Origin of the sequence: Fluviicola sp. (assembly GCF_039596395.1) — a bacterium.
In the GTDB taxonomy this organism is placed as follows: Bacteria; Bacteroidota; Bacteroidia; order Flavobacteriales_D; family Crocinitomicaceae; genus Fluviicola.
The window spans coordinates 386,890-400,758 of record NZ_JBCNJT010000003.1; the positions used below are offsets into that span (position 1 = coordinate 386,890).

Consider the following 13,869-nt stretch of genomic DNA (forward strand, 5'->3'; position numbering starts at 1 on the left):
GTATAGACGAAAACCCACTGACCATGAGCAAAACAATCAACAATGTAACCGGAGATATCTACATCGGGGAAGGATCCGGGAAAATGATTCTCGACGATATGCTGAAAGCCAAACGATCCATCCGGGTAATGTCGCCGTATTTGTCTGCAAAGCTGGTGGATATTCTCCTGGAACGTTTCAGATTCGGCGTACACATCGAACTGGTGACTTCCAACGAAGTGGAAGATCACGCCCATGCGGACAAGAACAGCTACCGTATCATTCAACAGCACAAGCACGTGGACAAAGAATTGAAAAGCCGCAAGGAATTCCTGTACGTGTCGGGAATTGTTTTGATGCTCGTGTTCGGATTCCTGGCGGTTGCCAACCTTTCGGACCTGTTTGCCGAGTCGGTCAATGTTTCCGATGTCGTCGCATTTACGCTGTTTACAGGAATTGCGTTTATCGGTCAATGGATGCGCAACTACGCTAAAGGAATCCGTTTCTGGCATTACTCTTACAGTTCGCTTTTTCCCATCAAGATCTTCGGTTCGTATTTCACCCGCAAAAAGCCAGGCCGCTCCAGGGATTTTAACCTGCACAGTAAACTCTACATCATCGACGATTGCATTGCCTACCTGGGCTCTGTCAATTTCACCCGTTCGGGCTGTTTGTTCAACCACGAAACCCGTATCCGCATCACCGACCCGGAAGCCATTCGCCAACTAAAACAGGAATTCAGCGAATTGCTGTGGAACGAAGAGTATAGCCATACAAGCGTGGAGGAGTGGGGAAGAGAGGTTTATGAGAGAACGGAATGAGAGTGAGAATCCAAAGCAGATCAGCCGCGGCTGATCGCTTCGGATTAAATGAGAATAAGAGAGTAAGAAGCATTTACGCGCTTACACGTGAGAAGGGCAGGATGAGATAATTGTTTGTCAGAAAGTCATAGTTGACTCATCTGGATATCAAACTCAAAATTTCCCTGTAAAGGGTTTGTTTCTGCTCTTCCGATAAGGGATAAGGAATATCCTGGTGGTTGGCGAATTCGATTTTGGAGGATGTTCCGGCTTTACACCATTCCACCAGTTTGCGGATGCCGGCCGGAGTGATGATTCCCTGTTCGTTTTCAAACTTCGGACATTCAATACAGACGCTTCCCTGGCTGTGACGCAAATTGATTGCTGCCAGGCGTTTGTCGTCTTCCTGCTGCAATCCGTAAATAATGGAATGCGACTGATCTTCAGCAACGAGTTGGAGCCGGTCTCCGTCAAAGCGCGATTCATTATACTCGTTGTATACCCACCAGAAATAGGTTTTTCCGCCCACAACGATTTTGCGTTTCCCTTTTTTCGAGATTCCCATGCGGATGAAGATAACCAAAATTATTTTTGGAGGAGGTTGTTACCTTTTCACGTTTCCGACACTACCTTCAAAAATCACCATGAGAAAAACAATTCTTGCCTTCGTATTCGTTTGTTCCGTTTTGGGGGCTCACGCAACGACCATCCTTCCTGCCTGTAAACGCTTGCAGGTTGCCAAATACGACGCACCGACCGGAGCGCTTTCACATGCTTTCATCCCGATGCGTTTCGGAAAGGCGCAATCGACCGTTGAACTAACAGAAAAGCTGCCTGCGCATGCCGAAGTCATAGCCGTTGATATCGTCTACACCGATTTCCCGAAAGGAAGATCGTTTGATGTGCTGAATGAAAAACGCGCGCAAACTTTATTGGAATTGTACCCGGTGATCAGGAAAAGTAATGTCTCCGAATGGAACCTGGTGGCTCAAACGGAATGTGAAAACCTGGAAGAAGCTGCTGCGCTTTTTCATGGAGTGGTGGTTCATTACCGTGTTCCGCCAACGATTGAAAGTATGAAAAGTGAAATTTCGTTCCTGAAAACAGTTGGTGCGCCATCAAAACCGGAATCAAAAACAATGTCACACAAAAGTTTTGAGCGGACAATGGGAGCCTCAACCCGTGAAGTGGCTATAACGGGAACAGGAACGGATTTTCTCTCCGGAACAGCGGTTTGTGCAACAACTTCCGTGACACCGGTTGCGGGAAGTATGGTATTTCCAAATGCTTCTGCCGACCAGGTGATAGCGAATGTTTTTAACCGGAATAAATGGAAAAATATGACTATTGCCGCAGATATTACCGGAAGTATGTCGCCCTACACCGGGCAGTTGTTATTGTGGCTGGCACTTCAGTTCAACAATGAAAAAGTCAAACAGATCACGTTTTTCAACGACGGCGACCGGAAAACCGAAGCTCAAAAGCAGATCGGGCAAATAGGGGGGATTTACCAAACGGCAACCTGTGACATAGAAACCGTGCGTAAACTGGCCATCAAAGCGATGACCGGGGGCTGTGGCGGCGATGGACCAGAAAATAACATCGAAGGCTTGCTGAAAGCGTATCAAAGCAACCCGGGTTGTAAAGAATTGATCCTGGTTGCAGATGCATTGGCGCCGGTGAAAGACATCCGTTTACTGGAGCAGGTCAAAGTGCCCGTGCGCGTTGTTCTTTGCGGAACGTATTACGGACTGCACCCGGATTACCTGTTGATTGCGGCCAAAACCGGCGGATCGGTGCATACCATAGAGGATGATATTTTGAACCTGGCAACGATGAAAGAAGGAGAAACGTTCAAAATCAGCGGCCGTACATACCAAATAACGAAAGGTACATTTATTCTAATAAAGAACAGTTAAGTGATTGAAATGAATCCATTTTCAGCAGGGATTGAAACTTAAAAATTCCTATTTTAGCGGCGTTATCAATCCCTGTAATGAAAATAATTCTGACCTTACTTCTTGGTGTTTTTATTCAAACCGCCTTTGCTCAAAATTCCGCTGCAAACCTCCTGTTCGAGATCGATAACCAGTACATTTTTGCCGATACAAACGGGAATGTTGCCTTTGGAAAACGCTTTGATGATGTCTATGTAACGGATTATCAAAACCGGGAATACATTGTCCGTTTTAAAGGGAAATACGGCGTTGTGCGCCATAATCAAGCTGTTTTTCCGGTAGAATATGACCAGATTACGAGCCTGAATCCGACTTACTATTCTTATTTATACATCCTGCGCCGTGGACAGTTGAATGCACTAGCCACAACGGACGGAGTTATCCATACCGGGTTTGATTACCAGCGAATTGCTTTGTATTCACTCGATGGTGCCTCGGAAAATAAAGGATTGAATGACAACGGTAATTTCTTTCAATTGTACCTGCCAACAGCTAAAAGCCTGTTGATGTATGTGGATAAATCGAATAAAAGCAAGCTGCTTACCGGTGAGCCGGTCGACGGAATAAAGGATGCAAACGGCATGTTTGTATTGAAAAAAGGAAAGCAGCAGGCGCTGTTCGAATTTGACAAGACGACTTTGAGCCTGAAACAAATTCATCCGTATGCGGAACAATCTTTCAACCTGCAATATGGCATTTATTCCGTTTGGAACCCGCAAAAAGGGATCACTAAAAAATATTCCTACGATCATGTCCTGCTGGAAACCTTTAAGGGACCGGAAGTGTATGATGAAGCTATGATAGGCCCCGGAGAAGAGGAGGAAGAAAACGATCCGCCAATGGAAATGGTAATGGAGAAAAAAGATCTGGACCGCGCACGAAAATCCCTCCAGGCAGGATACAGGGATAACGTGTTCCAATCTTTTAAAACCATAGAAACGCCTCCTTCTTTGCTTGGAGACTTATTGAAGTACACGGCAACATTTGAAGTGACAGGCAAAAAAGGAGATTGGTTGGTGAACGCCCATTTTCGGAAAATATGGGCAAGCCCGAAAGACAATCAAAAAGATACTGCTTTTCATGTATTAGCGAATGAAGTGTTTGTTCCGGAATTTCCGACAGGAATCATTTTGACAAAAACGGGGAAATTATATGGCGCCGTGGATAGCCGCGGGAATGAGTTATTCGCACCCCGTTTTGAAAAAATAGAACGTTTACGTGGAGAAGATGGAGAGGACTGGATGCTGGTAAAAGAAGGAAAAGAATCCGTGCTGTATTTTTACGAACAGGTAAGCGGCCAAATATATACGGTTTTGAAGGGTACAAATAAGGATGAAATCGAGATCCACACGGAGTATTTGCTTGTAAAAAGACCTGTAAGTAAAAAGAAATACCAGGTAAAACTAGTGAAATGGATGCCGCCGTTTAAGACCATCAAACCGGTTGTCCTGGATTTCAATGACTTTTATGAAAATATTGTACCCGGTAACCCCTTTCCTTATTTCCTGAATACCAGTAGAAACGGTAAAAAAGGAATTCTAACCGTGATGGGAATACCTGTAATTGCCTGTCAGTACGATTCCATTCAACTTGATGCCTATTATGCGCCGCTAATCTCCAGGTTTCAGGGGTATCCGGATTACCGGGTATTGCAGCCCATTTTTTCGGCGTACCTTAACGGGAAGAAACACATTTATCATCCTACGAATAATCAGCAATCCGCGGTAATGATTCATTCGTTCAAAGAAAGCACTTTGAATGCCACAGCAAAGATCTCCGACGACGGGCTTTTTGTAATAGACGACGTGGGAACCAACCTGGTAAATATCTATTCCATCAACGGAAACCTGTTGTCCCGGGAACCGGTTTCTTTGCACCCGGATAACCGGAAATATGCTTCTTTCAATCAAACATACTGGTACATCCGCGGAAAAAATGCGCAGGGTAAAGATGTCCTGATGGGTAGGAACGGGGCGTGGTTTGTGCTGCCGGATAAGTAGTTCATGTAAAAACGCACCCACTAGTTAGTTCTAATCATTTATTGGTTGCAGCTGCCGAAAGGTTGAAATCGGGGAGGTAAAATGGATAAATTTAGCCTGCCTTATATTTTAACCATGACAAAAGCACTTTTGTTTTTTGGGTGCATGCTGAGCGCAGGCTTGTTTGCCCAGAATCACTACCAACCCTTTAAGATCGATAACCAGTTTATTCTTGCCGATACCAATGGCAATATTCCTTTTTCCGTGCGATTTGATGAGGTGCAGGATATGATTTCGCATAAGAGCGAATACATTGTACGCGCTAAAGGAAAAGAGGGTGTGGTCATGAACGGTAAATATGTTTTTCCCTGTGAATATGACCGGGTACTTCCCGTTTACCTGTTCAGGTATCATCTGTTTTCATTGGAGAAAAACGGGAAGAAAGCTCTTGGAACAACAGATGGAGTGATTCATTCGGGATTTGAGTATGAAGATATCCGGAAATACACCACATCGGAAAGTCCGCCGGATTATGAGCCGGATTATGAGGGAAATTTTTTGTTCGCTGAGAAAGAAGAGCAATTTCAGTTGTTTTATAACGTCGAATCCGGTAAAACGGTTTTACTGACCAAAGACCCTGTTGACAATATCCAGGACTGGAAAGAGTTCTTCGTGTTCCGGAAAGGAAAGCAGGAAGCGTTGTATCATTTCGATACGAAAACATTTGTTTTAAAAGAAATCATCCCGTTTTCCAACCAGTATATTCAATTGACAAGGGAGGTTTACACGATTTTGGACCAAACTGCAAAGACCGCTAAAACGTATACTTACGAACATGTCTTAACGGAAACCAGAGAGAATGTATTTATACCGGCCGTTATGCCTAAAAATTACCGGTTGAAAAAAGAACGGGAAGGACCAGCTCCTTTGGGTCAGCCACTAGGTAAGCAGAGTTTTGTATTGGCGAATGATCGGGAAAATTTGCTTGCAGGAAGATATGGGAACTTTTTCAATGCCTTCCAGAGACCGAGATGGCTGGATAACTCAATAACCAGGCCTTTCCAGGCAAAAATGAGCGTTTCCGGTGCGAAAGATGAGTGGGAAGTAAGCTCACATTTTTACGAAGGAGTAAGCCAGTTTAAGCAGAAGGATACGTTGTTTAAAGTTGAAGCGGATGGATTTATCGGAAACGATACTATGAGTTCCATTTTGCTGATCCGGAAAGGGAAATACACTGGCGCGCTGGACAGTCACGGAAATGAAATTCTCCCGGCAAAATACACGGAGTTGGAGCATTTGTACGGAAACAACAACTCTGAGTGGCTGGTGGTAAGAGAAGCAAACCGTTCTCTTTTGTTGTTTTATAACCCGCTGAAGAAATGGATAGATACCATTTTTACCGGAGGTAAGGACGACCAGTTTGAGTTTTACGGGTATTTTATTCGGGTCAAACAAACTGTTTCAAGGAAAACCACCCGGATGAAACTGCTGCAGCTGAAAGATTTCAACCTGTTTAAGCGATTAACGGTCAGTGACGAAAATGAATATTTTGATTCCATCGTACCGGACGATAAGCTTCCTGTCTTTTTTAAGGCCTTTCAGGATGGAAAAGCGGGAATGCTCTCCAATAAAGGAAAAGTGCTCATTCCGTTCGAATACGATTCGGTGACTGTGAACGGGTACTATTTCACGGAATGGAAATACGGTAATCCCAGATACAATGGAATTCAACCGGTTTTTTCTGCTTACATCAACGGGAAACAGCATGTTTTTCATCCGACCGGTGACCGCGCATCGGAGCACCTGATCCATACTTTTGCGGATGGTTCGCTGAGTGCGGCGGCATCTATTTCCGACGACGCAATGTTTGCAGCAGAACCTGCCGGAAATGGACTGGTGCATATTTATTCCATCGCTACAGGAAAAAAACTGACCAGGGAACCGGTTCGTTTAGATCCTGAAAGCCTGAAAAAAACAGCTTCGGTAGATTATTACTGGTTTGTGAGTGCAAAAGATCAGAAGGGCAAAGATGTTTTCATCGGTCAGAACGGGGCGTGGTTTGTGCTGCCGGATAAAAATTAGCAAGTACCAGGGAGGAAAACCAAAACCTCCCCGGTCATCAAGCTTTTGTTAAGCGGAAATAAGATCAGTTTTTCATCGCCATTTCCAGTTCGTTGTAGGAGAATGGTTTGAATTCGCTGATGGTGAGTTCTTTTGTGGTCAACTGAACCGTTTGGTTGGCCATCAAAGGTTTATCGCCATCGAAGGAAAAAGCAATTACGCGTACGGATTGATCCAGCGGTATGTCTTCAAATTTCCATCCTTGCAGCGTTTGTTTGCCGGCCAGCTGTGCCTGGAATTTGTCAAACACCAGGATTACTTTTACCGGTTTTTTCTGATCGCCTTTCACTAAAATGTCTTCTTTCTGATCGGATTCTTTAAAATGATCGCAGTTGTGCCATCCCAGCTGGTTGACCTCGAGGATGTAGTTGTTCAATTCTTTGGCCGTGAAATCATCGACCAGTTCGGCTTTGAATTTACCGTATTTGCGTTTTACACGGTTGCGGATCTTGTCTTCCGAAACTCCTTTTTTACCGGTGAAAGACAAGAACAGGGAAGTTTGGTTGTAGAAGGCCGACATGGTTTTGATGTCCAGAGCGGGGGCTTTGTCAAACAACCGCTGCAATTCATCCAGGATATCTTCATGTGCCACCAGGTCGGATTCCATGAGCTTGATCCGTCCCTTCCGGTTCAGGTGCAGCTTGGTTTGGATCTTACGTCCGGGTAAAGCCAGCCAGGATTGCAGTTTGGTGCCGTTGATATCCTGTTCTTCCAGCCAGTCGAGTAAGGATTGATCGGTATTTTCCATCATCCAGTTCACATCTTTTTCATTCAATTTGGCGGTGAATTCATGGATACGTAAGTGAAGGCTTTTGTCTTTTTTAGCGCTAATCTCCGCAGCAACAACCGGTTCTTCCAAAACTTCCGGAGCAGGTGTGTGCAGGTTCCATTTCACCAGGTCACCGTCCATCACACCGCTAAATGATTGCATGTCGAGGTTCGTACCGAATTTCGGGAAGAGCACAATGGCTTCTTTTTCAGGGTCCAAAACCAGTTTCTGATCATTCAGGAGTGCCTGGATATGGATCATACCGCCGGATTCCAACAGTTTTCCGTCGCTGGTTTCTGTTACCAGGTTGTTGGCCAGGAATGCCAGCTGGTTGTCACAAACTTTCAGTTCAATGGTAACCGGCTCGCTGACCACATTTCCCTGTTCGTCTTTGAAGGCAGATTCCTGGAAGAAAACCTGCGTGCCGTTGGTACTGGTAACCGAAGAAGGCTCCGTAGGATCAATGGTAAATACTTCTGTTTCCGGATTGTATTTTGCCAGCAAAGCTCCGAGTTTTTCCAGGTCCGTTATTTCGGGAATAACCGGTTGCGGTTCTACGGGTTGAGTTCTCAATCGTTTGAACGTTGGATTGGCTGTTTCCGGTTCACGGGTGAAGGCAGCCAACCGGAAGGTTTCCGAAGGTTTTGAGGCAGGTAATTTTGCCTGGTCTTTGTTTTTGATGATCGCTGTGTGCTTTGTAGCAGCCGGCGAAGTGCAGGAGGTGTGGATGAGGAAACACACACCCATAGCCATGAGGTAAGATAAGTAGTTTCGCATTTGGATTCAGTTTGCAGCTATTAATGCAAAAAGAATGAATTGGTTACAAAAAATGTGAATGATCAATGAGTTAAGTATCAATTATCAAGGAAACCACACTCATTCTCATTCTGTTTCCCACACTGTCCTTAGCATCCGTCGTCCCACGGACCTTCCCTGGTAATTATTTTGAAAGAATCCCCGGTGAAGCGAACCAACCCGCCGCCGCCGCCAATCCACATCAGACCAAATTTATCCTGGTAAAATGCTTGCACTGCTCCCATGTGGAGTCCTTGCTTTTCATGGTAGTTGTAAATCTTCTGGTTTTGGTATAGGTAAATCCCGAAACCTTCGCAGGAAAACCAGATGTTCTCTTTCGGGTCTTCGTAGACGGTCCATACCTCATTGCCACCGATCCCGTTTTGGGCATTGAACGTTTGAAAATCCTTCTTTCCTTTCCCCGTAGGAGTGTATTTGCTGATACCGTTATCCATGGAGCCGAACCACATATATCCGTGTTTGTCTTCCAGGATGCAGGTCAGGTTGTTTGAGCACAAGCCGTCTTTTGTGTTCAGTTGCAGGAAGTTCTTCCCGTCGAATTTAAAAGCGCCCTTGTCTGCGGTAGCAAACCACAAATTTCCTTTCCGGTCTTCTGTAATGGCTCGGATCCAGCTTTTTTGAGCGTTAGGCAAGGAGAAAGCTTCAAAGGTTTCCCCGTTAAAACGGCACAATCCCCGGGATGTTCCTGCCCAAATGGTGCCTCTGCTGTCCTGGAAAATACACCAGGTGCTTTTATCGCTCAAACCTTCTTTTTCCCCGAAATTCCGGAAGCTTTTTCCCGGACCGGCAGCAATGTCATACCTGGAAATGCCGTTATTGGTAGAAAACCATACTTTACCCTGTTTGTCTTCCATGATTCCTGTAACCTGCGACCCGCTGAGCCCGTCTGAAGTAGTCAGGTAAGAAAGTTTATACCCGTCGAAAAGCGCCAGGCCGTCTGAGTTTGTTCCGAACCACAAAAATCCCCGGCTGTCCTGGAAAACACGCCGAACGTATTCACTCACAGCATTGCTGTAATAACAAGGTGGCTGAGGGCCGTAAACCACGGTATCTTCCCGGTAATCCGGTTTTGGAATGGATGCTTCCTGTTTTTTGACGTCTGAAGTTTGCGCGCTGTAAAGGCAAAAAATGACCGATGCCCCGATTAAAAATGCTTTCATAATTTTTCCGTTTCCATAAAAGTAGAGCCTGCTCAATTCAATTCATTTAAAGCAATGTAAATTAGTGTAAACAGAAAGGAAAATTTTGTCAGATACAAGTAAAAGAGGCGACTGGTAAGGGCCATAAAAATCTGCATCTGTGGTAAACTATCATTTGATTCTTTGAACAAAATTGCCATAAGAATCTCTGAAAGAGATTACCTGACTTAGGTACATAACTCCCACTGGTAAGCGCCTCCAAACATTTGTGCATCTGCGGTAGAATAACAAAATTGGTTAATAGTGGTTAGTGTCATGGAATTTGTGTCATGGAAATAGGTGTTTATAATCGTTAACTATTCCCGGGTTATTGCATCATTGTTCTGAATAATCCCTAAATTTGAAACTCATTAACGAAGCAATTTATGATTCAATTATCTAATCGCGTATTGGAAATGGAAGAGTCGGCAACCCTGGCCATGTCTCGAAAAAGCAGAGAATTACGTGCCCAGGGAAAAGACATCATTTCATTGAGTTTGGGAGAACCGGATTTTCATACCCCGGATTTCATTAAAAAAGCAGCCGAAGAGGCCATGGAGCAGAACTTCACTACATATACACCTGTTCCCGGATACGATGATTTGAGAGATGCCATTGCGAATAAATTCAACCGTGATAACGGGATTCCGTACAAACGTGAAAACATTGTTGTTTCAACCGGGGCAAAGCAATCGATTGCCAACCTGGTGATGGCTGTTATCAATCCGGGCGATGAGGTTATCATTCCGGCGCCTTACTGGGTTTCCTATGCAGAGATCGTGAAAGTGGCCGGTGGTATTCCGGTGGTGGTTGCTACGACTATTGAAAGCGATTTTAAATTTACCCCGGAGCAATTCCGCCAAGCACTTTCCCCGAAAACCAAAATGATGATGTTCTCATCGCCTTGTAATCCTACGGGAACGGTTTATACCAAAGAAGAATTGAGAGCATTGGCAGATGTGGTGAAAGAAAATCCGGATATTCTTGTAATGTCGGACGAAATCTACGAACACATCAATTTCGTGGGACACAACCATTCCATGGCACAATTTGAAGACGTTCGTGAGCAAATCGTAACCGTAAACGGCGTTTCGAAAGCCTGGGCAATGACCGGTTGGAGAGTCGGATACATCGGTGCTCCGAAAGAAATTGCAGAAGCCTGTAATAAAATCCAGGGACAGTTCACTTCAGGAACATGTTCCATCGCACAACGTGCAACCATTGCCGCAGTCAATGCAGATCCTGCTATTCTGAAAGACATGGTGAAAGCATTTGAGAACAGACGGAAACTGGTGTTGGATGCTTTGGACAAGATGCCGGGTGTGAAGAGCAATCAACCGGGCGGAGCATTTTATGTGTTCCCGGACATTTCCAGTTTCTTCGGGAAAAAGCATGGAGATGCGACGATCAATACTGCAGAGGATTTGTGCATGTACCTGTTGGATAAAGGAGTGGCGCTGGTTTCCGGCGAAGCTTTCGGTGATGCCAACTGTATGCGTATTTCCTACGCAGCTTCAGAAGAAACATTGACCGAAGCCATGAAACGCGTTGCAAACGCATTAGCAGAATTGAATTAAATGACGATACACGAAATACTTGCTGCATTCAAAACCAAACGCATTTTAGTGATTGGTGATGTGATGATAGATGCTTACATGCTGGGAAAAGTTCACCGCATAAGCCCCGAAGCACCGGTTCCCATTATCAGTTTGGGGAAAGAAGAGCAGCGATTGGGTGGAGCAGCAAATGTGGGATTGAACCTGCAGTCTTTGGGCGCAAACCCGGTTATCTGTTCTGTAGTTGGCAACGACCAAAAAGGACATGACCTGACAGATCTGCTGAACGGGTTGAACATGTCAGTAAACGGGATTTTGAAAAGTTCCGAACGTGTAACGACTGTGAAAACACGTGTAATCGGGAACAATCAGCACCTGTTGCGAATTGACGCGGAAGATACGCACGCTTTATCCGCAGCGGAAGAAGATGCTTTCCTGGAGAAGATCCGTTCTGTTTTGGATGCAGAAGCCATTGATGCGATCATTTTTGAAGATTACAACAAGGGAGTACTGACTCCGAAAGTAATCAGTGAAGTGGTGAAATGGGCTTCCGAGAAAAAGATTCCAACCACGGTTGACCCGAAAAAAGAGAATTTCCTGGCATATAAAGGAGTAACGCTTTTCAAGCCGAACCTGAAAGAATTGAAAGAAGGAATAGGGATTGATTGCTCTTACCAACAGCGCGATTTGTTTAACCAGGCCGTTTCCGAACTGGAAAAAGCACTGGATAATGAAATTACGTTCGTAACACTTTCGGAACACGGCGTTTTTATTAAGAAAGACGAAGCGGATTACCACACACCGGCGCATTTCCGGAACATTGCGGATGTAAGCGGGGCAGGTGATACGGTTATTTCCGTGGCAACCTTGTGCCTCACAGCCGAACTTTCTATCGAAAGCATTGCGGAATTATCCAATTTGGCCGGAGGTTTGGTTTGTGAAAAAAGCGGGGTGGTAAGTATTGATCCGGATCAGTTGATCCAGGAATGTGAAGGAAAACAATATAATTAAATGTAAAATTGAAAATTGAGAATTGAAAAGCCGACAATAAATAAGGTGGCTGAGCGGAGTCGAAACCCCGTTTTATTTTTCAATGATCCATTTTCCATTCTCAATTAAAAGATGGAGAGAAAAGTTGTAAAACCATACGGTAAAGACGATAAATCGAAGAAGGAAGAAGTTGCGGAGATGTTCAACAAGATCTCCAAGCGTTATGATTTCCTGAATCATTTTTTATCGGTTGGAATTGACAAGATCTGGAGAAGAAAGGCAGTTAACATGCTGAAAGAGATCCAGCCGAAACGTATTCTGGACCTGGCTACCGGAACAGGCGATTTTGCTATTCAGTTGATGAAATTGAAACCGGAAGAAATCGTAGGAATGGATATTTCCGAAGGGATGCTGGAAGTAGGGCGCGAAAAAATGAAGAAACGCAAGTTGGATAAAACCATTTCCATGCGTTTGGGCGATTCCGAAAACCTGCCTTTTGAAGACAATTACTTCGATGCATTGACCGTTGGTTTCGGAGTGCGTAACTATGAGAACCTGGAAAAAGGCTTGTCGGAAATGCTGCGCGTAGTTCGTCCGGGAGGAAAACTGATCATCCTGGAATTCTCCAAACCGAAGAAATTCCCCGTAAAACAGTATTATGCCTTCCATTCCAAATACATCATTCCGTTCTTTGGTAAACGTATTTCGAAGGACGATAAAGCGTATGCTTACTTACCGGAATCGGTTGCCGCATTCCCGGAAGGAAAAGCATTTACGGATATCCTCGAAAAACTGGGGTATCACAAAGTAGCTGCCAGATTGGTTTCAGGAGGAATTGCAACGATCTATTCGGGGATAAAGTAAGTTTCAAAAGTTCAAAAGTTCAAAGGGTTCAAAAGGTTCAAAGAGTTCAATAGTTTAGACCTTTGAACATTTTAAACTCTTGAACTCATTTTTTAGAATAAAAAATGATAAATCACGTTTGAAAGGTATGAATACAAAATGGGCCATAACGTTTGTCGGTGTTTTAATGACCGGTATGCTGTTCGCGCAACCTGAAAAACCGAAGAACTACAAACGTTTTGATGAACGCTGGATTCACTTCGGGTTCATGCTGGGTGTGAATACGGCCAATTTTAAAGCCGTTCCGGCCACGGATGCCTATTCCAGTTACGGATTAAGATCCCTGGAAACCAAACGTCAGCCCGGCGGACAGGTCGGAATTGTGACAACGGTCAAGCTGGGCCATCCGGTGGTTCGTTTGCGTTTTATTCCTACTTTATCTTTCCAGGAACGGGCTGTCCAGTATTATTACCAGGATCCGGATCCAAGCAAAACAAAAGACCTTTTCAAGGAAGAACGGGTGAATTCCACGAACCTGGATTTCCCGCTGATGCTCCAGTTCCGTACATTGCGCATTAATAATTTTGCGGCGTATGTGCTGGTCGGCGGACAATATTCCTACGATTTGCAATCCCAGGAAGAAGCTTCCCAAAACTTCATCGACCCGTTTATCAAGATCAAGGCAAATGATTTCCAGGGACAGGTTGGGGGAGGCCTCGAGTGGTTTGCTCCTTTCTTCAAGTTCGGCTTCGAAGTAAAATTCTCCCAGAGTTTCCAGAATTCATTGATCCAGGATAATTCACCGGTTTCCAAACCGATCAACAGTCTTTACAACAAGGTGCTTTGGATCTCGCTCATCTTCGAAGGATAATTAAAAACC

11 protein-coding genes are annotated in these 13,869 nt (G+C 44.7%); 8 read left to right on the forward strand and 3 right to left on the reverse strand.

Annotated elements, in window-relative coordinates; genetic code table 11:
• The first annotated feature begins 23 nt into the window (after window positions 1–23).
• A complete protein-coding gene (locus tag ABDW02_RS16905; protein ID WP_343636631.1) occupies window positions 24–800 on the forward strand; it encodes a phospholipase D-like domain-containing protein in 777 nt (258 codons plus the stop codon).
• A 136-nt stretch (window positions 801–936) separates the two neighbouring features.
• Here the strand turns inward: ABDW02_RS16905 and ABDW02_RS16910 are convergent, their stop codons facing one another.
• Entirely contained in the window at window positions 937–1,344 is a 408-nt protein-coding gene (locus ABDW02_RS16910) for a hypothetical protein (protein ID WP_343636633.1), read from the reverse strand.
• 79 nt (window positions 1,345–1,423) lie between these two features.
• Here ABDW02_RS16910 and ABDW02_RS16915 point away from each other — a divergent pair, with 79 nt between their 5' ends.
• The 3 genes from ABDW02_RS16915 to ABDW02_RS16925 all read left to right on the forward strand — a co-directional run bounded on the left by ABDW02_RS16915 (window position 1,424) and on the right by ABDW02_RS16925 (window position 6,798).
• Window positions 1,424–2,698 (forward strand): hypothetical protein, encoded by a 1,275-nt coding sequence (locus tag ABDW02_RS16915; RefSeq protein WP_343636635.1) that lies wholly within the window; start codon window positions 1,424–1,426, stop codon window positions 2,696–2,698.
• 77 nt (window positions 2,699–2,775) lie between these two features.
• Window positions 2,776–4,737 (forward strand): hypothetical protein, encoded by a 1,962-nt coding sequence (locus tag ABDW02_RS16920; RefSeq protein ID WP_343636637.1) that lies wholly within the window; start codon window positions 2,776–2,778, stop codon window positions 4,735–4,737.
• Window positions 4,738–4,851: 114 nt separating this feature from the next.
• Window positions 4,852–6,798: a WG repeat-containing protein gene (locus tag ABDW02_RS16925; RefSeq protein ID WP_343636638.1), complete on the forward strand. Its 1,947-nt coding sequence runs from the start codon at window positions 4,852–4,854 to the stop codon at window positions 6,796–6,798.
• 64 nt (window positions 6,799–6,862) lie between these two features.
• On the opposite strand, the gene ABDW02_RS16930 is transcribed toward ABDW02_RS16925, so the two are convergent.
• Window positions 6,863–8,383, reverse strand: coding sequence for a hypothetical protein (locus ABDW02_RS16930; RefSeq protein ID WP_343636640.1), 1,521 nt, complete (start codon window positions 8,381–8,383; stop codon window positions 6,863–6,865).
• Between the two features lie 128 nt (window positions 8,384–8,511).
• On the reverse strand, window positions 8,512–9,582 hold the full coding sequence (locus ABDW02_RS16935; RefSeq protein WP_343636642.1) for a two-component regulator propeller domain-containing protein: 1,071 nt from the start codon (window positions 9,580–9,582) through the stop codon (window positions 8,512–8,514).
• A gap of 404 nt (window positions 9,583–9,986) precedes the next feature.
• Here ABDW02_RS16935 and ABDW02_RS16940 point away from each other — a divergent pair, with 404 nt between their 5' ends.
• The 4 genes from ABDW02_RS16940 (at window position 9,987) to ABDW02_RS16955 (ending at window position 13,860) form a co-directional block, all read left to right on the forward strand.
• A complete protein-coding gene (locus ABDW02_RS16940) occupies window positions 9,987–11,177 on the forward strand; it encodes a pyridoxal phosphate-dependent aminotransferase (protein WP_343636643.1) in 1,191 nt (396 codons plus the stop codon).
• Window positions 11,178–12,167 (forward strand): bifunctional ADP-heptose synthase, encoded by a 990-nt coding sequence (locus ABDW02_RS16945; protein WP_343636645.1) that lies wholly within the window; start codon window positions 11,178–11,180, stop codon window positions 12,165–12,167.
• Window positions 12,168–12,278: 111 nt separating this feature from the next.
• Window positions 12,279–13,010 (forward strand): bifunctional demethylmenaquinone methyltransferase/2-methoxy-6-polyprenyl-1,4-benzoquinol methylase UbiE, encoded by a 732-nt coding sequence (ubiE, locus tag ABDW02_RS16950; protein WP_343636647.1) that lies wholly within the window; start codon window positions 12,279–12,281, stop codon window positions 13,008–13,010.
• A 127-nt stretch (window positions 13,011–13,137) separates the two neighbouring features.
• Window positions 13,138–13,860, forward strand: coding sequence for a porin family protein (locus ABDW02_RS16955; RefSeq protein WP_343636649.1), 723 nt, complete (start codon window positions 13,138–13,140; stop codon window positions 13,858–13,860).
• The last annotated feature ends 9 nt before the right edge of the window (window positions 13,861–13,869 follow it).